This window comes from Acinetobacter sp. FY731, assembly GCF_059515905.1.
Map to the genome: position 1 here is coordinate 1 of NZ_JCAKNB010000009.1, position 22,986 is coordinate 22,986.

A 22,986-nucleotide genomic window follows, 5' to 3' on the forward strand; every position below is an offset into this window, starting at 1 on the left:
TTGATCAATCGAAATTATTTTCATTGATTTAATGGTAGAAATTACTCGAAGTTTATTTGAGAAATATTTGTCAGAAAATTGATGAGCCAAGATTGGTACCCTTTAAAGGTACTACTGATTTTAAACTGAAGAGTTTGATCATGGCTCAGATTGAACGCTGGCGGCAGGCTTAACACATGCAAGTCGAGCGGGAATAGGTAGCTTGCTACTGATTTCTAGCGGCGGACGGGTGAGTAATGCTTAGGAATCTGCCTATTAGTGGGGGACAACAGTTGGAAACGGCTGCTAATACCGCATACGCCCTACGGGGGAAAGCAGGGGATCTTCGGACCTTGCGCTAATAGATGAGCCTAAGTCAGATTAGCTAGTTGGTGGGGTAAAGGCCTACCAAGGCGACGATCTGTAGCGGGTCTGAGAGGATGATCCGCCACACTGGGACTGAGACACGGCCCAGACTCCTACGGGAGGCAGCAGTGGGGAATATTGGACAATGGGGGGAACCCTGATCCAGCCATGCCGCGTGTGTGAAGAAGGCCTTTTGGTTGTAAAGCACTTTAAGCGAGGAGGAGGAGCTCTAGATTAATACTCTAGATGCTTGGACGTTACTCGCAGAATAAGCACCGGCTAACTCTGTGCCAGCAGCCGCGGTAATACAGAGGGTGCGAGCGTTAATCGGATTTACTGGGCGTAAAGCGTACGTAGGCGGCTTTTTAAGTCGGATGTGAAATCCCTGAGCTTAACTTAGGAATTGCATTCGATACTGGGAAGCTAGAGTATGGGAGAGGATGGTAGAATTCCAGGTGTAGCGGTGAAATGCGTAGAGATCTGGAGGAATACCGATGGCGAAGGCAGCCATCTGGCCTAATACTGACGCTGAGGTACGAAAGCATGGGGAGCAAACAGGATTAGATACCCTGGTAGTCCATGCCGTAAACGATGTCTACTAGCCGTTGGGGCCTTTGAGGCTTTAGTGGCGCAGCTAACGCGATAAGTAGACCGCCTGGGGAGTACGGTCGCAAGACTAAAACTCAAATGAATTGACGGGGGCCCGCACAAGCGGTGGAGCATGTGGTTTAATTCGATGCAACGCGAAGAACCTTACCTGGTCTTGACATAGTAAGAACTTTCCAGAGATGGATTGGTGCCTTCGGGAGCTTACATACAGGTGCTGCATGGCTGTCGTCAGCTCGTGTCGTGAGATGTTGGGTTAAGTCCCGCAACGAGCGCAACCCTTTTCCTTATTTGCCAGCACTTCGGGTGGGAACTTTAAGGATACTGCCAGTGACAAACTGGAGGAAGGCGGGGACGACGTCAAGTCATCATGGCCCTTACGACCAGGGCTACACACGTGCTACAATGGTCGGTACAAAGGGTTGCTACCTCGCGAGAGGATGCTAATCTCAAAAAGCCGATCGTAGTCCGGATCGCAGTCTGCAACTCGACTGCGTGAAGTCGGAATCGCTAGTAATCGCGGATCAGAATGCCGCGGTGAATACGTTCCCGGGCCTTGTACACACCGCCCGTCACACCATGGGAGTTTGTTGCACCAGAAGTAGGTAGTCTAACCGCAAGGAGGACGCTTACCACGGTGTGGCCGACGACTGGGGTGAAGTCGTAACAAGGTAGCCGTAGGGGAACCTGCGGCTGGATCACCTCCTTAACGAAAGATTGACGATTGGTAAGAATCCACAACAAGTTGTTCTTCATGAAGATGTATCTGAGGGTCTGTAGCTCAGTTGGTTAGAGCACACGCTTGATAAGCGTGGGGTCACAAGTTCAAGTCTTGTCAGACCCACCAAATCTGATTACCTAAGCAATTAGTACAGAACACAGAGACATCGAATCTATATGATAAGCTGGGGACTTAGCTTAGTTGGTAGAGCGCCTGCTTTGCACGCAGGAGGTCAGGAGTTCGACTCTCCTAGTCTCCACCATACATTAAGATAAGTTGCTAGATTATAGAATTTAGTAAAAGAGATCGAAGATCTTGTTTATTAAGTTCTGTGATTTATCACAGCGTCTAGACCTGACGAAGGCTAGATTAATCATTAACAGAATATATTTGAGTTGAAATAATTTGTTCATGCTCATTCAATCGAAAGAAAGAATGAGTACTAGCGAAATTAACTGAATCAAGCGTTTTGGTATATGAATCTAATTGAAGCTGTACGGTGCTTAAATGCACAAGACGCCAACTGTATGAGCAAGTCGTAAGACAAGCTCTGTTGCTAACCTAACTTGTAAGGGTTAACGACTGTTTGGGGTTGTATAGTCAAGTAATTAAGTGCATGTGGTGGATGCCTTGGCAGTCAGAGGCGATGAAAGACGTAATAGCCTGCGATAAGCTCCGGGGAGGCGGCAAATATCCTGTGATCCGGAGATTTCTGAATGGGGAAACCCACTTACCATAAGGTAGGTATCATAAACTGAATACATAGGTTTATGAGGCGAACGAGGGGAAGTGAAACATCTCAGTACCCTTAGGAAAAGAAATCAATTGAGATTCCCTCAGTAGCGGCGAGCGAACGGGGAACAGCCCATTAAGTCATATAAGTTCTAGTGGAATGCTCTGGGAAGTGCAACCATAGTGGGTGATAGTCCTGTACACGAAAGGGCTTATATGATGATGTCGAGTAGGGCGAGGCACGTGAAACCTTGTCTGAATATGGGGGGACCATCCTCCAAGGCTAAATACTCCTGACTGACCGATAGTGAACCAGTACCGTGAGGGAAAGGCGAAAAGAACCCCTGTGAGGGGAGTGAAATAGATCCTGAAACCGCATGCATACAAGCAGTGGGAGCCGACTTGTTCGGTGACTGCGTACCTTTTGTATAATGGGTCAGCGACTTATATTCAGTAGCGAGGTTAACCGTATAGGGGAGCCGTAGAGAAATCGAGTCTTAATAGGGCGTTTAGTTGCTGGGTATAGACCCGAAACCGGGTGATCTATCCATGAGCAGGTTGAAGGTTGGGTAACACTAACTGGAGGACCGAACCCACTGTCGTTGAAAAGCCAGGGGATGACTTGTGGATAGGGGTGAAAGGCTAATCAAACTCGGTGATAGCTGGTTCTCCCCGAAAGCTATTTAGGTAGCGCCTCGGACGAATACCATTGGGGGTAGAGCACTGTTTCGGCTAGGGGGTCATCCCGACTTACCAAACCGATGCAAACTCCGAATACCAATGAGTACTATCCGGGAGACAGACTGCGGGTGCTAACGTCCGTAGTCAAGAGGAAAACAATCCAGACCGCCAGCTAAGGCCCCAAAATTATAGTTAAGTGGGAAACGATGTGGGAAGGCATAGACAGCTAGGAGGTTGGCTTAGAAGCAGCCACCCTTTAAAGAAAGCGTAATAGCTCACTAGTCGAGTCGGCCTGCGCGGAAGATGTAACGGGGCTAAAACTATATGCCGAAGCTGCGGATTTGCAATTTATTGCAAGTGGTAGGGGAGCGTTCTGTAAGCCGATGAAGGTGTGTTGAGAAGCATGCTGGAGGTATCAGAAGTGCGAATGCTGACGTGAGTAACGACAATGCGAGTGAAAAACTCGCACGCTGAAAGACCAAGGGTTCCAGTCCAACGTTAATCGGGGCTGGGTGAGTCGACCCCTAAGGCGAGGCCGAGAGGCGTAGTCGATGGGAAATTGGTTAATATTCCAATACTTCAGTGTAATGCGATGAGAGGACGGAGAAGGTTAAGTCAGCCTGGCGTTGGTTGTCCAGGTGGAAGGAAGTAGGCATGCATCTTAGGCAAATCCGGGGTGCTCTATGCTGAGATCTGATAGCAAGCTAGTTTACTAGCGAAGTGGCTGATACCATACTTCCAGGAAAAGTCTCTAAGCTTCAGTTACACTGGAATCGTACCCGAAACCGACACAGGTGGTCAGGTCGAGTAGACCAAAGCGCTTGAGAGAACTCTGCTGAAGGAACTAGGCAAAATGGTACCGTAACTTCGGGAGAAGGTACGCTGTTGACGGTGATGGAACTTGCTTCCTGAGCTATTGACAGCCACAGAAACCAGGCCCCTGCAACTGTTTATTAAAAACATAGCACTCTGCAAACACGAAAGTGGACGTATAGGGTGTGATGCCTGCCCGGTGCTGGAAGGTTAATTGATGGGGTTAGCGTAAGCGAAGCTCTTGATCGAAGCCCCAGTAAACGGCGGCCGTAACTATAACGGTCCTAAGGTAGCGAAATTCCTTGTCGGGTAAGTTCCGACCTGCACGAATGGCATAATGATGGGGGCGCTGTCTCCAGCAGAGACTCAGTGAAATCGAATTCGCCGTGAAGATGCGGTGTACCCGCGGCTAGACGGAAAGACCCCGTGAACCTTTACTGCAGCTTGACATTGAACTTTGATCTTACTTGTGTAGGATAGGTGGGAGGCTTTGAAACCGAGACGCTAGTTTCGGTGGAGCCAATCTTGAAATACCACCCTGGTAATATTGAGGTTCTAACTCTGCTCCATAATCTGGAGCGAGGACCATGTCTGGTGGGTAGTTTGACTGGGGCGGTCTCCTCCTAAAGAGTAACGGAGGAGTACGAAGGTGCGCTCAGCGTGGTCGGAAATCACGCGTAGAGTATAAAGGCAAAAGCGCGCTTAACTGCGAGACCCACAAGTCGAGCAGGTACGAAAGTAGGTCTTAGTGATCCGGTGGTTCTGTATGGAAGGGCCATCGCTCAACGGATAAAAGGTACTCTGGGGATAACAGGCTGATACCGCCCAAGAGTTCATATCGACGGCGGTGTTTGGCACCTCGATGTCGGCTCATCTCATCCTGGGGCTGAAGCAGGTCCCAAGGGTATGGCTGTTCGCCATTTAAAGAGGTACGCGAGCTGGGTTTAGAACGTCGTGAGACAGTTCGGTCCCTATCTACCGTGGGCGTTGGAAATTTGAGAGGATCTGCTCCTAGTACGAGAGGACCAGAGTGGACGAACCTCTGGTGTACCGGTTGTGACGCCAGTCGCATCGCCGGGTAGCTATGTTCGGAAGGGATAACCGCTGAAAGCATCTAAGCGGGAAGCCTACCTCAAGATAAGATTTCCCTAGGAATTTATTCCTCTAAAGAGCCGTTGAAGACTACGACGTTGATAGGTTGGATGTGGAAGCATAGTGATATGTGAAGCTGACCAATACTAATTGCTCGTGAGGCTTGACTATACAACACCCAAACAGTTGTTGTATAAAGCTGAAATCGATTCAAAACCAAACAGTCAACACTGACTGATCTTGATTCAGAATACGCTAGAACTTATACTTTAACTCAAATAATCTGTTAATGAATTCTATTTGGTACGAAGTAAGGCATACATCATTTGATGTAAATAAGACCCGAATAAGTCCATAAACAGTTGTGCTGGCGACAATAGCAAGAGTGAACCACCTGATCCCTTCCCGAACTCAGAAGTGAAACCTCTTAGCGCTGATGGTAGTGTGGGGTTACCCATGTGAGAGTAAGTCATCGCCAGCTCATTAATTCAAAACACCCCCTTAGCTTAATGCCTAAGGGGGTGTTTTTTTATCAGGGGAAACAGAAGAAGTACTAAAGGGAAAGTAATAAATCCCGAGTAGATCGGGATTTATGCGAAAAATATCATTTAGGTATTTAGTTGCCTTTTCGCATGTTTGAATGCAGTTCTTAATCCTTCTTCTAGTGTTGGGTGATAGTAAGCTTGATCAAGTACATCATCTAGAGTTACACCTTGATGTATCATCCATGAAAGTAGATGTGCCATATGTTCGGCTGAGTCTACAAATAACTCAGCGCCTAAAAGTTTTTTTGTTGCTTTATCAACATAGATCTCAATAGCACCTTTATTTTTACCTAAAACAATTGCACGTCCTTGCTTTTCATAAGAAACAAAGCCAGTAATAAAGTCGATATTTTGAGTTTTTAATAGCTTATAGCTTTGGCCTGCTGTCGCCATTTCAGGTGAACTAAATACAATTCCGAGAGGTGTTAGTGTTTTAATATTTTTAACCTGTGGATAATTTAAACAATTATGAACAGCACCTCGAGCTTCATTTGCTGCTTCGTGCTGTAGAGGTGTAGTAGTTAATGCATCACCTGTAATAAATATAGGTAAATCAGTAAGTTGTTTAGTTTTTGAGTCGACTTCTAGATTCTTAATATCTTTAAATTTTTCTGAAATATTACTGAGGTTTAATGTACTTAAATAACTTCTACGCCCTGTTGCGATAAGTAAATAATCTACACTTATATTTTTAGATTCACCGAGTTCGCTAAATTGAATATTAATGCCATCTTTAGTTTTTTTCACTAAGTCGGGTAAAACTTCAAATTTAATATTAAGCTCTTCACTTAAGACTTTTTGTGCTAATTTTTGTAAGTTTGGACTTGTTAATGAGCCAACTCTAAGACTTCTTGCAAAAATGGTGGTTTCTACACCTAAACGATGCATTGCTTGAGCAAGTTCAATCGCAATGACTCCACTACCAATAACTGCTATCGATTTTGGAAGAGTTTCTAATTCGAAAATCTGATCGGATGTAATTAAGCGCTCACCTAGTTCATCTTTCCAGTTTTGGTCATAACTTGGTGTAGAACCAACAGCAATAATAAATGACTTTGCTTGATATTCTTTTTCATTCACTAGAACTGTATTGGTATTTTTAAAAGATGCTTTGCCTGAAACTTTGTGTTCATTGGGCCAATTGTCTACATCTTTAATGGTTGCTGTTGTAAAACGATCTCGTAGTTTTCGGACATGATTCATTACATTTGAAGTGTCAATATTTGCATTGACTTGTAAGGATACTTCTTCAGCATGTTGAATATCATATATTCGATTTGCTGTCGAAATAAGGACTTTACTTGGCATGCAACCGACTCGGGCACATGTCGTATCCCATGCTCCATCGTTAATAATTAGAATATTTTGTGTGAATTTGATAGCTTCTTTATATGCTGCAATACCTGCCGTTCCAGCACCGATAATAATGATGTCATACATAATGAATAAAATGTTTTGAATAGGCTGATCTTATTCATATCATATTTGGCAGCTAGAATTATGCTTATTTGTAAATAAAAACGGCAATGAATTGCCGTTTTTATTGCTGACTATATTGTTGTACCCATTGTAATTCCAACGGTAGGTTTAAGCTCCATAGAGCTACACCCAAAGAGAGATACAGAGCAAATAAGTACGATAAGAAGTTTATTCATGAAGTAAGCCTTGTGAATTTGCTTGATTGAATAATGTACTAGAGCGAGTTCCGCTACGGCAAACCATTAAAATTGGTTTTGGTAGTTCATTATAATATTTGGCAAATTCCTGAATGTCTGTTTGAGTAATTTTACCGCTCGTGACAGGTTGGTAAATTACGCTAACATGCTGACGTTCCGCAATTTCTCTTAATTCACTAACTTTAATGTTGTTTCCCTCTTCCTCATCTGGTCTATTTACAACAACAGATTTAAAACCTTGTTGCATAAGTTGACTAAATTTTTCGGAGGTCATTTGTCCCGTAACACTAACTTTATTGGTTAGTGATTTACTTAAATCATTTTCAGCAAAAATTGTGGTTGAAAAGCAAAAAAGTAAACAACAAAGGAGTCTTTTGAAGACCTGATTAGTCATCCAATAAATCCATTTGTTTTGCAAGTTGAAACAGATTATTTGAACGGTTGCCAGTACGACAGAACATTAGGATCGGTTTTGGTAATTCATTATAATGATTAGCAAATGTACGTACATCTAGCTCGGTGATTTGACCTGCTACAACAGGCTGATGAACATAATCTAAGCCAGCAGTGCGAGCAGCTTCTTCAATTTGAGCACTTGTTGGTTGATCTGGACCGCCTTCCATATCTGGACGATTATTAACAATCGATTTAAAGCCTTTTTCAACAACTTGAGATATGTGTTCTGGTGCAATTTGACCTGCAAATCCTACATTTTCACTCATTTCATTACTCCATAAGTTCATCAATACATTTTATACTTTATGATAGCATTATGATGAAAAAGGAACGTATTGTTCTTTTATTTTTAAGATAAGTTTTTATGCATATAGATAATTAAAACATTGCAATGGAGCGTATATGTTCGCTTATACCGTAGATCCCTTATATGTGAAAAGTGGGCAAGATGTCATTGCTGCGGACTTTTATCATCCTAAAAATATAGAAAAACCTCCTGTTATTGTTATGGCACATGGTTTGGCTGCTTTACGTCACTTTAAATTGGTTCAATTTGCTAAAAAATTTGCTCGATCAGGCTACGCAGTTGTTTTATTTGATTATCGATATTGGGGGGGAAGTACAGGACGCCCACGTGAATTAGTTTCTTTAAAAGCTCAGCTAGATGATTGGCGCACGATGATTTCCCATTTAAGTGAACGTCAGTCTATTGATGCAGAACGAATGGTTTTGTGGGGTGTAGGATTAAGTGGTGGCTATGTTTTATCTTTAGCTGCATCTTTACCAAATATTAAAGCGATCATTGCTCAAGTACCTTATGTGGATGGTGCGACAAGCGTTAAGCAATATCCACTACATCAATTACCCGCTGCTTTGAAAATTTCGACTCAAGATTATATGGGGGCTAAAGTCGGAATGTTACCTAAAACACTGCCAGTAATAGATACAACAGAATTTAGTTTTATGCCGTCAAATGATAGTTATGAAGGTTTTTTATCTATTTTAGATCTCGACTATTTTTGGAGTGGCGAGATTCCGGCAAGAGCCTTATTCAGCTTGATGCGCTATAGACCCATACAAGTTGTACGGCAAATTAAGATACCAGTTTTATTTATTGCAGCATTGCAAGATAGTGTTGTTCCTATAGAGTCTAGCCGTGAAACGGTTACAAATATTGCACCTTATGTTGAATATCATGAATGGAAGATGAAACATTATGATATTTTTCATGGAGAATGGTTTGAAAAAGCAATTTCAACTCAATTACAATTTCTACAACAGCATTTAGGAGTTCGTTAAATGATTATTGTATGCCCTGAATGTGGTGCAAAAAATAGAGTGGCTGAAGAAAATTTTTTCAAAAACCCTTCTTGTGGTCAGTGTCATAATGCATTAATTACACTAGCACCTATAGAATTAAATGAGCAAAATTTTAGTCATTTTATTAGCAATAGTGATTTGCCTGTATTTATTGATTTATGGGCAGAATGGTGTGGTCCTTGTAAAATGATGGCTCCGCACTTTGCACAAGTTGCAAAGCAGTATCCGAATGTAGTTTTTGCTAAAATTGATACTGAAGCAAATCCAAGATTAAGTGCTGCATTTAATATTCGTAGCATTCCAACCTTAGTTTTAATGAATAAAACCAACGAAATTGCTAGAATAAGTGGAGCACTTCGATCTACTGAGCTACAACAATGGTTAGATCAGCAGTTAGATGCCCATAAATAAACTCAATTTGGAGTGAACGTGTCAGATTCTCATGTAAAGCCTGAAGGTACTCTATCCCTTCAAACAATCGCAATGCCAGCAGATACTAACTGGAGTGGCGATGTATTTGGTGGTTGGATTGTGTCGCAAATGGATTTGGCTGGTGCGATTCATGCAGAGCGTTTTAGTAAAGGACGTTGTGCAACAATTTCAATTAATCAGATGACATTCCTTGTACCTGTAAAAGTAGGGGATGTGATTAGTTGTTACACCAAAATTTTAAAAGTAGGTAATACCTCAATTCAAATGCAAATTGAAGTTTGGGATAGCCACGATAGTTCACGTGAAGCAAAACGTGTCACGGAAGGTGTATTCACTTTTGTTGCTGTAGATGTAAAAGGCAATAAGCGTCAAATTCCTGAAGAAGTTAAGCTTAAACATGCTGAAACTCAGAATAATTAAAAAAAATCCCAGATTCATATCTGGGATTTTTTATTTTAAAGACTAGTTCTTTTTCAGCTGATCTTTAGAGATCCATGCCCAAAGCATTTCACATAGAATAGGCTCTTCATTACTTTCGTCTGTTACAGACACAGCCACTAAAGTTTCACCTTTAGTTGAGGTTTGCATAAGTTGTTGCTGATCAGCCGTTAATGTTGCGACAGCCGTCATAGCACCTTTAGTTGGGCGTTTAAAGTCAACTTTAAAGCTTTTAATGAGTACAATTGCTGTGTCAGGAACATTCATTGCAGTCACAAATCCTGTGGCTGTTTCAGCAATAAGTGCCATTGCACATGCATGAATTTGTCCAATATGATTTTGCATACCTTTGTGGTTTTCAATTTTAACGACCACTTTGTTGGCGTGCATTTCTAAATATTGAATTTTTGCCGTACCCACCATGGGAACGACTCGACCAAAAGCTCGACTCCACAACGTATTACGAATTCTTTTGGGGAATTTAGACGTTGTTTTTACAAGTTTAGATAAACGATTGGTCTGAGTCATAGTGTTCTCTTTGGGCAAACTCGCCTTAGTCTTTAAAATTATTGAACTGCAAAGGCACACCAAATTGCTGTTCTTTTAGGAACGCCATAATTTGCTGTAAGGTATCGCGTTTTTTATCTGTCACACGAATTTTATCGCCTTGAATAGAAGATTGCGCTTTAATGCCGCTTTCTTTAATGGCTTTATTAATTTTTTTTGCAGTATCAGAGTCAAGACCATCTTTCAGTTTAATCACTTGAATGATGTTTTTACCTGATGCTGTCATTTTTTGTGGATCAAGTGCTTGAATATCAACTTTACGTTTAAAGAAATGGTTTTCAAGCATGCTATAAACTTGCTCGCATTGGAAATCACTTTCTGTTGAAATTTTGATTTCTTTATTTTTTTCGCTTAGTTCAATAGAAACATCTTGACCACGGAAGTCGAAACGTGTTCCGATTTCCTTTTGAGTATTTTGAACTGCATGATTTACTTCAAAAATTTCTAATTCTGAAACAATATCAAAAGATGGCATAGTTTAGACCTTTACAAATGGAAAGAATATCTGAGATGCTAGGGATGTTTTCTTCATTTGCCAAGTGTTCTTTACAACAAAGGAGTGCACAATGATCCGTAAAATAGAAATTACTACATTTGAGTTCCCAAAAAACGCAATTATTTGGGATGTTCGCGATGCTAAGGCATACGCTGAAGCACACGTTAACGGTGCTGTAAATAAACCAATTAACGATTTATCAGCTGAAAGCCTTACTCAGGTAGCAACGGATCAACCGATTTATATTTTATGTGGTGGTGGTAGTAAAGCCCCTCGCGCTGCTGAACTACTTGATGGTTTTGATAGTCAGCGTGAATACATTGTTCTTATGGGGGGTACACGTGCAGCTCGTGATGCAGGTTTACCTTTGGTTGAGGGGGCTTAATCCCTTAACTTAAAAAAAGCGCCGAAAGGCGCTTTTTTATTGATTTAGAAGAGCAATTATTTAGTTAGGTTCTGAGCTTGATCATTTGCCTTAAAATAAGGTTTCTTTGCTTTTACTTTCTTTTGAAAACGAGTAGGACTCAATTTTTTGATTAGACTTGAAGGAACTGGACAAGCTTCACTTAAAATTTGAGAGATTAAAATTTCAGTGCAGAGAGGTGCAAATAGAAAACCTTTAGAACCTAATCCTGCAAAACTATAGATTTCATCTTCATTTTTCATTTTTCCAAGCACAGGAAAATAATCCTGACTTTGAGCACGTACAGAAGCTCTTCCTTGCCAACTTGAAATATCTGCTAAGTTTTCTGCATATTCAGGAAATACGCTGTGGATAAGTTCATAGTTATGAACATGATCTTCAAGTAGCACCTTATCATCATCACGATTCGGATAAAAAGAAGCCCCTAAAATGAGATGATCTGCATTTAACTGCATGCAATAACCACCATAACTATGTGCTTGAGTTAAGGCCAAAGGTTGGTTGCAATTGTTTACCCAACTGACTTGCCCCCGAATAGGTTTTAAAACAGGGTAATTTTCAAAGAAGTTTTGTGTTTCACGCGCAGTACAAACAATCACATGATCAGCCTGGATGAGGGTTTTATCTTCTTCAAATAACGTAACGAAATTTTCAGAGGGTTTGATTTGGCTGATTTGCGCTTGTTGAAATTCAATAAGTGGGTGTTGCAATATCGCGTCACGTAGTTGATGCGGTGAAACGGCACCTGCTTCCAATAAGTTTAAACTTGGAAACGTAGTTTTAAGTGGATGATCCGTTGCAGATTGTGCTTTTAAAATATTAGATGGATATTCATTAGATAATGCGAATAAATCTTCAGCATTTTTAAGCGCTAATTGATTGACTTGAATAGGACGAAAAGCTGTAAATTGCTTATAGTGGCGAATGGCGTGTTGCCAAGCCAAAGTCATTAAATGTTCCGAGCTTTGTTCAATTGGACATAGCTTTGGGTTGAGGAGGGCAAGAGGGTTGCCTGAACCGCCAGCTAAAGGCGCTGATTTGTCGTAAATAGCAACTTTATGTCCGCGCTGAGCAAATCCCCATGCTGTGCTTAAACCTGCTATTCCTGCGCCAATTATGGCGATTTGACGTTGTTGAAATGGTGTCTTTAACTTAGATGTAAATTTTTTTTGATTTAATTCTAAGTTTTCGAACTTTTGTTCTGAAACACATACATTTTCGAGTGATTCAGGTGCTGCCCAAATTGCTTTTAGCATTTCACGTTTATGACGGAAACCGCGTGGGCGAGAAATTGAAATACCATGTTGTTTTAAACCACGTTTCAAAACGCCTGCAACACTAAATGAAGAAAGAGTTGTTCCGATTGTTGAAAGGCGAACAATGTTATTTAAAACATTTTCTTCCCACAGATCTGGATTACACGACGGTGCGAAACCATCTAAAAACCAAGCATTCACATGATGAGTTTTTTCCATAGCAGGGAAAACATCATGTGCATCACCTAGCCATAAATCTAAAGAAAAGCGTTCTTCAGGAAATGACAAACGGTGACAGCCTGCAATTGGAAGTGGGTATTGCTCAATCAGTGATTTTGCAAGATGGCTTAACTCAGGCCATACATTTAAGGCACGAATTAAATCATCTTTTGTAAGTGGAAATTTTTCGACTGAAATTGCATGAAGATGGCTATTATTATTTGGACGAACTTGTTGCCAAAGTTGCCATAAAGCTAAAATATTTAGCCCAGTACCAAAGCCTGTTTCACCTACGCTAAAATATTCAAAATCTTGTAATTGTGCTAAACGCTCTGGCAAATCATTGCCGTTTAAGAACACATGGCGAGTTTCTAAAAGACCATTATCTTTTGAGAAATAAACATCACCAAATTGTTTAGAGACAGGAATATCAATGCCATCTACAAGTTGCCAATCGAGATCAGCAGTTTGAATTGCGTTAGACAAAACTCACACAACCTTTCATTGAAAATAAAAAGTTAGCTTACCACTGACGACGACGCTTCGCATATACATAACTTGCAATTAAGAAGCCTAATAGCACGCCAACAGCTAGTGTTGTTGCGCCATATAAAAACATTTGGGCACTACGTTCGCTTTGAAGTACTTGAACCTGAACACCTAAATTATCATTTTTTAACTGTAATTCTTGGTTTTGGGTTAAAGCATCTAAGTTTGCTTTTTCTAACTGCTGTAAACGTGTTGCTTGGTCATTCACTAATGCTTTGACTTTCGCTTCATGTAACACTTTATTTTTTGCAATTTGCTCGGCAGTAAGCTTTTTGTTCTCAATATCTTGCGGAGTATTTCCTATAATAGGATTACGCGTAGTCGTTGGTTTATTCGCAGGAATCGGTTGTAAAGGATTCTGTGCCACCGTAACCGCAGGCGTTGGAGCAGGAGCAGTTTGGGTAGGTGGTTCAACTGCCCAAGCAGTTGAACAAAGGAAAAAGAAACTTAATGCACTAGAAACAACGATACGCATATACCTTACCCTTTAGGAAATGCTTTATTGAAAGGTTTAACGTCAATATGACTATAAACACCTTCTTTTAAAAATGGTTCTTCAGCCAACCATGCATCAAGCGCTTCACGGCTGTCAAAATCGACAATAATAGTACTACCGTAAAAGCCCGCTTGAGGATTACTTGGATCTTTAGGCATAGCCCCAGCAACAATTAAACGACCTTCATCATCTAATTTTTGTAATCGCTCTAAATGTTGAGGGCGAGTGGCTAAGCGTTTTTCTACTGTACCTTCATTATCTGTACAGCTTACGACGAATAATGGCATGATTTAATCCGATTCTTCTAGCAAAATTGTTATTCAGAAGACTTAAAGTATTTTCGTAATACAATAAACTGAATAATAATAAAGGAAAACATCACAATCATGTCACCAAATGCAGTGAATTCACCCCAATATTTTCCATTTGCGAAAATAAAAGCAAAAAACACATGCAAAAATGACATCACAGCAAACATTGCAGCCCATGCGTAGTTTAAATTTTTCCAACCTTTTTCTGTTAAATTAAAAACAGGGCCAAATAAACGCTGAATAAGAGGCTTTTTGTCTTTCATAAAAAATGGTGAAAGTAAAAAAGCACCAGAGAAAACTAAATTGAGTAATGCTGCTTTAAGTTTGATGTAAAAATCATCTGAAAGCATAAGTGTAATGCCACCAAAAATAACCGTCATAAATAAGACAATCCATTGCTGTTTGTCTAAACGGAATTTCTGAATAAAAAACATTGCGCCATATACAACGAGCATTGAAAACATTAAACCTGTTGTTGCAACAAGAATATTATTATTATCTACACCACCAGCTGAACCAATAAATTGTAAGAGTGGATGCTCAGTATTTTTCGGGTCTACCGTTTTATATAAATAAAAGAAAATAATGAGTGGCACAAAGTCTAAAAGTGCTTTCATGTTAGAGTATCTGAATCTGATTAAATAATTGACATAGTATAAGTGATGCAAGGCATAGATTTACATACACATAGTAATATTTCTGATGGAACTTTGTCTCCAGAGCAACTTGTGCATGCAGCAATAGAGAAAGGGATTCATACTTTAGCGTTAACTGACCATGACACTATGGATGGCTTAAGCCTTGCTGAGCAAGCTATAGAAGGTAATGCGCTTAAAATTATTTCAGGGGTAGAAATTTCAAGCCAATGGTCACGACCTACAACAAAAAAAAGCTATGGTGTTCATGTGGTTGCGCTAAATATGCAAAACCTTGCACCTTTGCATGCATTACTCGAACAACAAAAAATAATTCGTGCCGAACGTGCTAAAAAGATTTGTGATTTACTCATTCCTTTAATTGGGGAAGATATTTATTTAGATGTTGTTGCTAAGGTCGATAATATTCCTGATCGTGTTACACGAACTCACATTGCAAAAACATTAGTTGAAAAAGGTTATGTAAGCCGTCCGCAGCAAGCTTTCGATAAATACATTAAAGAGGGTAAAAAAGCCTACGTAAAATTTGATGGTTTAGGCTTAGAAGAAACCATTGATGTGATTCATCAAAGTGGTGGTTTTGCTGTACTTGCCCATCCTACGCGTTACGATTTATCTGCAACCAATATTCGTTATTTAATCGAAATATTTGCCAAATTTGGTGGAGATGCTGTTGAGCTACCACCAGCAATAGAACCTGCATCTACTCGTCAAATGGTAGATCGCATGATTGCCGAATATAATTTGAAAGTTTCGGTTGGAAGTGATTTTCATGGTGACAATATGCCATGGATTAAACTTGGTAATATTCCACGCTTAAAAGAAGGGCAAATTGGAATTTGGGAAAGTTTTATTTAATTTCCCTTATTTAAGCATTCTCCCTGAGCTACATATAGCGCAGAGCAGGCACTCCCTCTCTTTTTAAGGGGGAGGAGTTGTAGTGGTCAACAAATATTGCTTGAGTTAGGGGGAAGTTAAAAGATTACAGTAAATTATGATCTTGCGCTTGAATAGGTGGCGGAGTCGGTTTTCCTAAAGTTCCTAAAAGTTCAATTTCAATTGTTCGCACCATCGCATCTAACGGTAAGTCATTACTTTGCGTACCAAATGGTTCTTCAATTTCAGAACTGAGCGCATCTAGCCCTAAAAATGTATACGCCAAAATACCCACTAAAAGTGGTGTAGCTAAACCTAATGTAGAACCCAAGCTAAACGGCAGCATAAAACAGAAGAAATAAACGGTTCGATTGAGCAAAACAGAGTAGGCAAAAGGCAATGGTGTCGTTGCAATACGATCACAACCTGTTTGAACTAAACTTAATTCTGTTACATGGTTATTCATTTGTGTGTAAATAATATCGGAAATTTCACCGTCTTTTTGAGCTTGCATCAATTCCCATTGAATAAGGCTTAAGGTGTATTGCGGTGCATTGACTTGCTGATATAGCTGCGTCAGTGCTTGTTGGCTCATCCCACTGGTTTCTACAAGTTCAGTTGGATTTGCTGTTTGATGACGAAGTCGATCTCGCAGGACATTTGCAAAGACAATAACATGTTGAATTACACGCTCACGACGACCTTGGCTAAGCATACGACAATCACGGTCAAAATGGCGCGCATTGGCAATGAGTAAGCCCCAAAGTTTACGAGCTTCCCACCAACGGTCATAACAAGCAGAGTTTTTAAAACCTAAAAAAATAGAGAGAACAACACCAATGAGCGTAAAACCTACAAGTGGTAATTCTGGAAAATTAAAGAAACCGATATAAGATAAACCACCCACGATCGTAGAAAGTAAAACAACAACACCTAAAGGAGGCAATACCTTAGGCAGAATAGTACCTTTCCATGAAAATAGAAGTTTAAATACGTTAGCCTGTTCTCGAATAATCATTTATTAGAATCATCACTATTTTGGGTTGATCTTCATGGCTTAGGCATGATTTGTCAATACGATTAACAAAGCTTAACCCGATGTTAGAAGATTTTGTTCAGCAAAAGAAAATGTACCATGAGGGGAAATAATGCAATGGTCAATTAGCTGTATTTCGACCATTTCACAAGCTTTCTTAATTTTTTGTGTCAGTATTAAATCGGCTGTAGAGGGTTGTGCTAAACCAAAAGGATGATTATGCGCTATGACAATAGATGTTGTGTTATGGCTAATAGAAAAACGCAGTAATTGATTAATTGATATTTCACAAGAATTAACAGAGCCATAAAATAATTTTTTAAAGGCGATTTTACGTAAATTGGCATCTAGGCATAAAACGGCAAAGACTTCTTGTACCTCACCTAAAAGTTCAAACTTTAGAAAATCGAGTAATAATTTCGAATTACTGAGTTCCAATTTTTCTTGCTTTAAGTGTTGAGAAATATAACGACGTCCTAATTCTTTAACTGCCATTAATTGTGCATACTTTGTATTTCCTATGCCATGGAAGCACTTAACATCATCTAAGGATGCATCTAATAAAGAGGTGATATCTCCAAAATGTTGAATTAATATTCTCGCTAATTCAACGGCAGAATGTTGCTGTGAACCTGAACGTAAAAAGATGGCAAGTAACTCCGCATCAGATAAGCTTGCAGCACCTTGTTGGATTAGACGCTCACGTGGTCGTTCTTGTTCAGGCCAATTTTTAATAGAAAAATTCATTGTTTTAAGACTTATTTATTATAAATTTAAGAAATTTTTCCAAGTCATATACTTGGGGAAGATAATATTTAATGATATTGTGAGCGCCACTGCAACAGGAAAGGTAAACTGTTCGTGAGTTTTGACCTCAGTGTAATTCCAAATAAAAATATTATTGTCGCTGTAACGGGCGGTATTGCTGCGTATAAAAGCGCTATTTTAGTTCGTCGTTTAAAAGATGCGGGTTTTAACATTCGTGTTGTGATGACTAAAGGTGCACAAGCTTTCATTACGCCTTTAACATTCCAAGCGCTGTCAGGAAATTCTGTTCACACTGAATTGTTAAATCCTGAAGCCGAAGCGGGAATGGGGCATATTGAATTAGCGCGTTGGGCAGATCTTATTCTTGTTGCCCCTGCATCTTGTGACACTTTGACAAAATTTGCTGCAGGTTTGGCAGATGACTTACTTTCTACATTGTATTTAGCAACTAAAGCGCCTGTTTGGGTTGCTCCTGCTATGAATCAACAAATGTGGGCAGCAAAAGCGACACAAAGAAACTTAAATACACTGGTGGAAGATGGCGTACACGTGATTATGCCTGATGCTGGTGCTCAAGCTTGCGGTGATGTGGGTTTGGGACGAATGCCTGAACCAGAAGATCTTGCATATCAAGTAATTCAATATTTCCATAAAGCACAGCGCACCATTGCTGAAAAGTTTGGTCAGTTGGCAGGCAAACATGTTGTGATTACCGCAGGACCAACTCGAGAGTCTATAGATCCTGTTCGCTATATTTCAAACCATAGTACAGGGAAAATGGGTTTTTCTTTGGCTGCAGCATGTTATGCAGCAGGTGCGAAAGTCACGCTTATTGCTGGACCTGTCAGTTTAGATACACCAAATGGTGTGCGCCGTATTAATGTGCAGTCTGCGGTACAAATGTTAGATACTAGTATGCAAATGCTCGAAGAAGGTTGTGATATTTTTATTGCAACAGCAGCCGTTGCAGATTATCGCGTAGCAGAAGTTGCAGAACATAAAATTAAAAAATCAGGTGATGAACTGAATGTTTCATTGGTAAAAAACCCTGATATTGTTGCAACTATTGCTCAGCAAGCTAAGCGTCCATTTATGGTTGGGTTTGCAGCAGAAACACGAAATGTTGAAGAATATGCAGCTGGAAAATTAGTTGCTAAAAAACTCGATATGATTGCATGCAATGATGTTTCTCGTGCAGATATTGGTTTTGCTTCGGATCAAAATGCGATGACGGTGTTTTTTGCAGAACATTATCAAATGCAAAAGCGTGATTTAGAAAAAGCATCTAAACAGGAAATTTCACAGCAATTGGTTGATGCAATTCACGATGCATTGAATCATGAACCTGAAGAAGATTTTTAATCTGAGATTTTAATTTTAAAATTATTTAGAAATAAAAAAGACCGCATATAGCGGTCTTTTTTTAGCTTTAAGCTTATGCTTTGCCTTCGGCAGCAGCAGCTTGAGCACGTTTCATATTTTCTTCAAACTCTGCATCGAAGTTGATTGGAGTAAGAAGTAATTGAGGGAAACTGCCTTTTGTAACCATGTCATTTACAGCTTCGCGTAAGAATGGGAACAAAATATTTGGGCAGTATGCACCAAGAATATATGGAAGACGTTCTTCTTCAACGGCATCAACTAAGAAAATACCAGATTGAGTTACGTCAACAATAAAAGCAGTTTCACCAGCATTTGTTGCTTGTACAATGACTTTCAAACCAACTTCAAAATGTGTGTCATCAATTTTTTCAGCAGAAGATGAAAGGTTGATGCTTAATTCAGGTTCCCACGCTTTCGTAAAAACTTGAGCGCCTGGAACTTCAAAAGAAATATCTTTAGTGTAAATACGTTCTAATGCTAATTGTGGTTGAGTTTCTTGTTCACTCATTATTGGATCCTTGATATTTCAAAGTTAGTTATAAAATTACGCGATTAAATGGTCTAATTTAGCTTCACGGTCTAGTGCGTAAAGTTGGTCAAAACCACCAATAAATTCATCTTCAATAAAAATTTGTGGAACAGTACGGTGATTCGTACGTTGCATCAACTCAATACGTGCTTCAGCAGGTTCTTGCGATAAATTAATTTCGTTGTATTCGATACCTTTACGCTCAAGAAGTTGTTTTGCACGAACGCAATAAGGACATGAGTTTGTTGAATAAATAGTCACTTTAGCCATGCTATTTCTCTCCTGAGTCGTAAATTATTTTGCTTTAATCAATGGTAAGCCTTGAGCTTTCCAATTGCTAATTCCACCATCTAAGCGGTAAGCATCTGCATGACCTACTTGTTGTAGTGCAGTACCTGCTACTTGACCTAAATTACAGATAAACACGATAGGGCGTTCAGCTGTTTTTAGCTCTTCAACATGACTTGTAATTTTGCTGTAAGGAATATTGCGGCTACCGCTGATATGACCTTCACGGAAATCTTTAGCGTCACGTAAATCTACCAACATCGCATTTTTAGCTTTCACTAAAATACCTAACGATTGCGGAGAGATCTTACGACCATTACGTTGACCTTCCAAAATGAAGAACAACACTACAAGTACAGCAAGTGTTCCAAATAAGAAGGGATGATTCCCCATAAACTCGAACCAACGTTCCACAAATCACCTAATTACAATTTAATATTGCCGAAGAGTATAGCCTATAAATATGGCGATCAAAATCGCATCTTCAAGGGCTATCGTTGAATAAAAGTTAATTTTTTTGCTGAGCTTCAGCAATTTCATCAATTAGACGTAAAAAACTGTCTAAACGACGAGGTAAAATTTCACCATTTTGTGCAGCTAAACGAAGCGCACATTGTTTTTCATGCTTATGTGTACAGTTTCTAAATTGGCAATAACCTAAAAGTTTATCAATTTCAGGAAAGCCTTCTTGAACTTTATCTGAGTCTAAATGCCATAAACCAAATTCACGAATTCCTGGTGAGTCAATGAGCGCAGCACCATCACCAAAGCCAATGAGGCGGGTAGATGTTGTTGTATGTTGACCTAAAGCGGAGTTTTCAGAAATGATATTGGTTTTTTGCGTTGCATCGGGAACAATCGTGTTAATAATCGAACTTTTACCAACACCCGATTGACCTACAAAAGCAACTGTTTCACCTGCTAAGCGTTCAGCAAGTTTAGACACATTATCCATAGATTGTGTAAGCATGACTTCATAGCCTAAATCTTGATATTCTTTCACCAAGTCTAGAATAGGGTCATTTTCTTTAAGTAAATCGGTTTTATTGAGTACCAATAATGCAGGAATTTTTGCATCTGCACAGGCTACTAAATAACGGTCGATTAAACCTGGCGCAGGTTCGGGAAGTGGTGCAAATACAATAACAATTAAACTAATATTTGCCGCAACTGGCTTCACTTTATGGTAACGATCTGGACGTGTTAGCAACGATTGGCGAGGATGGATAGCCGTAATAATACCCAAACCTGTAATCGGATCGGCTTGCCATTTTACACGGTCACCTGTAACCAATAATTCTAAGTTGGTACGTGTATGACAGCGCCAGATACTACCTAATTCAATCGGTTTCCAAAATGGTTCAGGTTCGCCATCTTTCACTGTTGGTTTTTCAGGATGTACGTCAGGGGTCGAGAGCGTTTGGACTTCAAGCTGTCGACCATAATGTTGAACAACAAGACCTTCTAAATCATTTGAAGTATCTAAATCTTCTTGACGTGTTTTATGTTGTTTCTCAATACGACGTTGTTGTTGCTCGGTTAAGCGTCGTTTACGAATTAAAGCCATTCATATCCTAAAAAACCATGAATCTAAGATGGCAAAATACCACGAAGAAGGGGGACAATTACAGCTATCATTCGAGAAATTTGCTACTATGTTGTTTTTAAGCCTAATAAGATTGCACATTTATGAGCAGCACACCTGATAGCCGATTAATTTGGATCGACCTTGAAATGACAGGTCTAGATACAGATAACGACCAAATTATTGAAATTGCGACTATTGTAACAGATGATAATTTAAATATTTTGGCAGAAGGTCCTGTTCTAGCAATTCACCAGTCGCCAATTCTGTTAAATGCAATGGATGAATGGAATACACGCCAACATGGTCAGTCTGGTTTAATTGAACGTGTACGCCGTAGTAAGTTAACGGCTCAAGATGCTGAACAGCAAACTTTAGAGTTTTTGAAAAAATGGGTAAATCCTAAAACATCGCCAATGTGTGGTAACTCAATTTGCCAAGATCGTCGATTCATGCATCGTTTAATGCCTGAATTAGAACAATTTTTCCATTACCGAAATTTAGATGTATCTTCTGTAAAAGAGTTAGCAAAGCGCTGGCGCCCAGAAATTATGGGTGGGTTGAAAAAGAATGCATCACACTTAGCCATGGATGATATTCGTGACTCTATTGCAGAACTTAAATATTACCGTGAATATTTCTTTATTATGAATAAAGACTAATGATTTATCATTGTTGTAGAAAAGAGGCCTATGCCTCTTTTTTATTGGCTGATGGTTAAAAATTGAGTATGATTTAAGCGAGTTACAAAAATTGTTTACGTTATTCATTCTGATGAAGGTGATAACGTATAAAATTGAATGATGAATTATAACAACGAGTTTTACTATGCAAAGTAATAACCCTATTTTATCTCGTGTTGAAATCCAACACGATTATTCTCAGCCGATGACCATTCAAGGCACAATTCAAAAGGCAACACTGCTTACTGTAGTTTCGGCAGTTGTGGGTGTGTCATTTTTCTTTTATGTTTTTATGACAGCTAATTTTTCACTTGCATATACAGGGGCAATGGTTGGTGCAATTGGTGGTTTAATTTTGGCTTTAATTGCAACATTTAAACCCAATACTGCACGTACTTTAGCTATTCCTTATGCTTTATTTGAAGGTGCTTTCTTAGGTGGTATTTCTGTTGTTTTTCAATTGAAATATCCAGGTGTACCTTTACAAGCATTATTGGCAACATTTGTGACTACTTTGGTGATGTTTGGGCTGTATAAATACAGAATTGTTCGCGCGACTGAAAAATTTAAATCTGTGGTGATGTCTGCATCTATTGCGATTGCCATTGTGTTTGTTGTGCAATTTGTTATGCGTATGGCTTTTGGTTCAAGTATTCCATTCTTATTTGAAACAAGCCCATTAGGTATTGGTTTTGCTGCATTTGTTGCAGTAATTGCATCTTTGAATTTAATTCTAGATTTTGACTTAATTGAAAATGGTGCGGCACAAGGTGCACCAAAAGCAATGGAATGGTTATCTGCAATTGCATTATTGGCAACATTGGTTTGGATGTACTACTCATTCTTACGTTTGTTAGGCATGCTCAATAGTGATGATTAATTTGACTATAAAAGTAAAACGCTCCTTATAAGGGGCGTTTTTTGTATTTAAAATTTATAGAATTGAAAAAAGATGCATTATGCAATTTAGTAATTTAAAAATTTTAGGCATTATGTGAACAGATTAT

23 protein-coding genes, 2 tRNA genes and 3 rRNA genes are annotated in these 22,986 nt (G+C 39.6%); 13 read left to right on the top strand and 15 right to left on the bottom strand.

Translation table 11 applies throughout. From position 1 onward, the window contains the following. The first annotated feature begins 122 nt into the window (after window positions 1-122). The 5 genes from AC5YC8_RS11215 to rrf all read left to right on the top strand — a co-directional run bounded on the left by AC5YC8_RS11215 (window position 123) and on the right by rrf (window position 5,471). Window positions 123-1,660: ribosomal RNA gene (locus AC5YC8_RS11215) — 16S ribosomal RNA — on the top strand. Window positions 1,661-1,721: 61 nt separating this feature from the next. Beyond that, a tRNA-Ile gene (locus tag AC5YC8_RS11220) sits at window positions 1,722-1,798 on the top strand. Between the two features lie 60 nt (window positions 1,799-1,858). After that, a tRNA-Ala gene (locus AC5YC8_RS11225) sits at window positions 1,859-1,934 on the top strand. A gap of 336 nt (window positions 1,935-2,270) precedes the next feature. After that, window positions 2,271-5,161: ribosomal RNA gene (locus AC5YC8_RS11230) — 23S ribosomal RNA — on the top strand. A gap of 195 nt (window positions 5,162-5,356) precedes the next feature. Then, window positions 5,357-5,471, top strand: a 5S ribosomal RNA gene (rrf, locus tag AC5YC8_RS11235). The 16S, 23S and 5S rRNA genes sit together here with 2 tRNA genes alongside, the layout of an rRNA operon. A 127-nt stretch (window positions 5,472-5,598) precedes the next feature. Here the strand turns inward: rrf and AC5YC8_RS11240 are convergent. The 3 genes from AC5YC8_RS11240 to AC5YC8_RS11250 all read right to left on the bottom strand — a co-directional run bounded on the left by AC5YC8_RS11240 (window position 5,599) and on the right by AC5YC8_RS11250 (window position 7,933). Continuing rightward, a complete protein-coding gene (locus AC5YC8_RS11240) occupies window positions 5,599-6,975 on the bottom strand; it encodes a dihydrolipoyl dehydrogenase (RefSeq protein WP_496164589.1) in 1,377 nt (458 codons plus the stop codon). A gap of 207 nt (window positions 6,976-7,182) precedes the next feature. Continuing rightward, on the bottom strand, window positions 7,183-7,605 hold the full coding sequence (locus AC5YC8_RS11245) for a protein tyrosine phosphatase family protein (protein WP_496120028.1): 423 nt from the start codon (window positions 7,603-7,605) through the stop codon (window positions 7,183-7,185). Continuing rightward, window positions 7,598-7,933 (bottom strand): protein tyrosine phosphatase family protein, encoded by a 336-nt coding sequence (locus AC5YC8_RS11250; RefSeq protein ID WP_496164590.1) that lies wholly within the window; start codon window positions 7,931-7,933, stop codon window positions 7,598-7,600. Before AC5YC8_RS11250 ends, AC5YC8_RS11245 begins: the two co-directional genes overlap by 8 nt. 136 nt (window positions 7,934-8,069) lie before the next feature. Here AC5YC8_RS11250 and AC5YC8_RS11255 point away from each other — a divergent pair, with 136 nt between their 5' ends. From AC5YC8_RS11255 to AC5YC8_RS11265, 3 genes are all read left to right on the top strand, one after another. After that, complete coding sequence (locus tag AC5YC8_RS11255; protein WP_496164591.1) at window positions 8,070-8,966, top strand: alpha/beta hydrolase; 897 nt, start codon at window positions 8,070-8,072, stop codon at window positions 8,964-8,966. After that, window positions 8,967-9,398: a thioredoxin TrxC gene (trxC, locus tag AC5YC8_RS11260; RefSeq protein ID WP_496164592.1), complete on the top strand. Its 432-nt coding sequence runs from the start codon at window positions 8,967-8,969 to the stop codon at window positions 9,396-9,398. A 72-nt stretch (window positions 9,399-9,470) separates the two neighbouring features. Then, window positions 9,471-9,839 (top strand): acyl-CoA thioesterase, encoded by a 369-nt coding sequence (locus tag AC5YC8_RS11265; RefSeq protein ID WP_496120036.1) that lies wholly within the window; start codon window positions 9,471-9,473, stop codon window positions 9,837-9,839. A gap of 42 nt (window positions 9,840-9,881) precedes the next feature. Here the strand turns inward: AC5YC8_RS11265 and AC5YC8_RS11270 are convergent, their stop codons facing one another. Together AC5YC8_RS11270 and AC5YC8_RS11275 are read right to left on the bottom strand one after the other, a co-directional pair. After that, window positions 9,882-10,385 carry a DUF4442 domain-containing protein gene (locus tag AC5YC8_RS11270; protein ID WP_496164593.1) on the bottom strand — a complete coding sequence of 168 codons (504 nt, stop codon included), beginning with the start codon at window positions 10,383-10,385 and terminating at the stop codon, window positions 9,882-9,884. A 25-nt stretch (window positions 10,386-10,410) separates the two neighbouring features. Beyond that, window positions 10,411-10,899, bottom strand: a complete 489-nt coding sequence (locus tag AC5YC8_RS11275; protein WP_496120019.1) for a YajQ family cyclic di-GMP-binding protein — start codon at window positions 10,897-10,899, stop codon at window positions 10,411-10,413. 91 nt (window positions 10,900-10,990) lie between these two features. Between AC5YC8_RS11275 and AC5YC8_RS11280 the strand changes: the two genes are divergently transcribed. Beyond that, window positions 10,991-11,305, top strand: a complete 315-nt coding sequence (locus AC5YC8_RS11280) for a rhodanese-like domain-containing protein (protein WP_496120017.1) — start codon at window positions 10,991-10,993, stop codon at window positions 11,303-11,305. Between the two features lie 56 nt (window positions 11,306-11,361). On the opposite strand, the gene mnmC is transcribed toward AC5YC8_RS11280, so the two are convergent. From mnmC to AC5YC8_RS11300, 4 genes are read right to left on the bottom strand one after another with little or no spacing between them, the layout of a single operon-like run. Then, window positions 11,362-13,305: a bifunctional tRNA (5-methylaminomethyl-2-thiouridine)(34)-methyltransferase MnmC2/FAD-dependent 5-carboxymethylaminomethyl-2-thiouridine(34) oxidoreductase MnmC1 gene (gene mnmC, locus AC5YC8_RS11285; protein ID WP_496164594.1), complete on the bottom strand. Its 1,944-nt coding sequence runs from the start codon at window positions 13,303-13,305 to the stop codon at window positions 11,362-11,364. 37 nt (window positions 13,306-13,342) lie between these two features. Beyond that, on the bottom strand, window positions 13,343-13,843 hold the full coding sequence (locus tag AC5YC8_RS11290) for an SH3 domain-containing protein (RefSeq protein WP_496120014.1): 501 nt from the start codon (window positions 13,841-13,843) through the stop codon (window positions 13,343-13,345). A gap of 5 nt (window positions 13,844-13,848) precedes the next feature. After that, window positions 13,849-14,151, bottom strand: a complete 303-nt coding sequence (locus AC5YC8_RS11295; protein ID WP_496120013.1) for a YciI family protein — start codon at window positions 14,149-14,151, stop codon at window positions 13,849-13,851. A 29-nt stretch (window positions 14,152-14,180) separates the two neighbouring features. Further along, a complete protein-coding gene (locus AC5YC8_RS11300; protein ID WP_496164595.1) occupies window positions 14,181-14,792 on the bottom strand; it encodes a septation protein IspZ in 612 nt (203 codons plus the stop codon). Between the two features lie 45 nt (window positions 14,793-14,837). Here AC5YC8_RS11300 and AC5YC8_RS11305 point away from each other — a divergent pair, with 45 nt between their 5' ends. Beyond that, a complete protein-coding gene (locus AC5YC8_RS11305; protein WP_496164645.1) occupies window positions 14,838-15,689 on the top strand; it encodes a PHP domain-containing protein in 852 nt (283 codons plus the stop codon). Window positions 15,690-15,813: 124 nt separating this feature from the next. On the opposite strand, the gene AC5YC8_RS11310 is transcribed toward AC5YC8_RS11305, so the two are convergent. Together AC5YC8_RS11310 and radC are read right to left on the bottom strand one after the other, a co-directional pair. Then, window positions 15,814-16,725 (bottom strand): bestrophin family protein, encoded by a 912-nt coding sequence (locus AC5YC8_RS11310; RefSeq protein WP_496120009.1) that lies wholly within the window; start codon window positions 16,723-16,725, stop codon window positions 15,814-15,816. Window positions 16,726-16,797: 72 nt separating this feature from the next. After that, complete coding sequence (gene radC / locus AC5YC8_RS11315) at window positions 16,798-17,490, bottom strand: RadC family protein (RefSeq protein ID WP_496164596.1); 693 nt, start codon at window positions 17,488-17,490, stop codon at window positions 16,798-16,800. A 114-nt stretch (window positions 17,491-17,604) separates the two neighbouring features. Between radC and coaBC the strand changes: the two genes are divergently transcribed. Beyond that, on the top strand, window positions 17,605-18,873 hold the full coding sequence (coaBC, locus tag AC5YC8_RS11320; protein ID WP_496164597.1) for a bifunctional phosphopantothenoylcysteine decarboxylase/phosphopantothenate--cysteine ligase CoaBC: 1,269 nt from the start codon (window positions 17,605-17,607) through the stop codon (window positions 18,871-18,873). Window positions 18,874-18,946: 73 nt separating this feature from the next. Here coaBC and secB read toward each other — a convergent pair whose 3' ends face one another. From secB to rsgA, 4 genes are all read right to left on the bottom strand, one after another. Next, window positions 18,947-19,402 carry a protein-export chaperone SecB gene (secB, locus tag AC5YC8_RS11325; protein WP_496120003.1) on the bottom strand — a complete coding sequence of 152 codons (456 nt, stop codon included), beginning with the start codon at window positions 19,400-19,402 and terminating at the stop codon, window positions 18,947-18,949. A 36-nt stretch (window positions 19,403-19,438) separates the two neighbouring features. Continuing rightward, window positions 19,439-19,693: a glutaredoxin 3 gene (gene grxC / locus AC5YC8_RS11330; RefSeq protein WP_496120001.1), complete on the bottom strand. Its 255-nt coding sequence runs from the start codon at window positions 19,691-19,693 to the stop codon at window positions 19,439-19,441. Between the two features lie 24 nt (window positions 19,694-19,717). Next, complete coding sequence (locus tag AC5YC8_RS11335) at window positions 19,718-20,125, bottom strand: rhodanese-like domain-containing protein (RefSeq protein ID WP_496119999.1); 408 nt, start codon at window positions 20,123-20,125, stop codon at window positions 19,718-19,720. Between the two features lie 94 nt (window positions 20,126-20,219). Then, entirely contained in the window at window positions 20,220-21,278 is a 1,059-nt protein-coding gene (gene rsgA, locus AC5YC8_RS11340) for a ribosome small subunit-dependent GTPase A (RefSeq protein WP_496119997.1), read from the bottom strand. Window positions 21,279-21,400: 122 nt separating this feature from the next. Between rsgA and orn the strand changes: the two genes are divergently transcribed. Together orn and AC5YC8_RS11350 are read left to right on the top strand one after the other, a co-directional pair. Further along, window positions 21,401-21,958: an oligoribonuclease gene (gene orn / locus AC5YC8_RS11345; RefSeq protein WP_496119995.1), complete on the top strand. Its 558-nt coding sequence runs from the start codon at window positions 21,401-21,403 to the stop codon at window positions 21,956-21,958. Between the two features lie 166 nt (window positions 21,959-22,124). Next, entirely contained in the window at window positions 22,125-22,859 is a 735-nt protein-coding gene (locus tag AC5YC8_RS11350; protein WP_496164598.1) for a Bax inhibitor-1/YccA family protein, read from the top strand. Window positions 22,860-22,986: the final 127 nt, after the last annotated feature.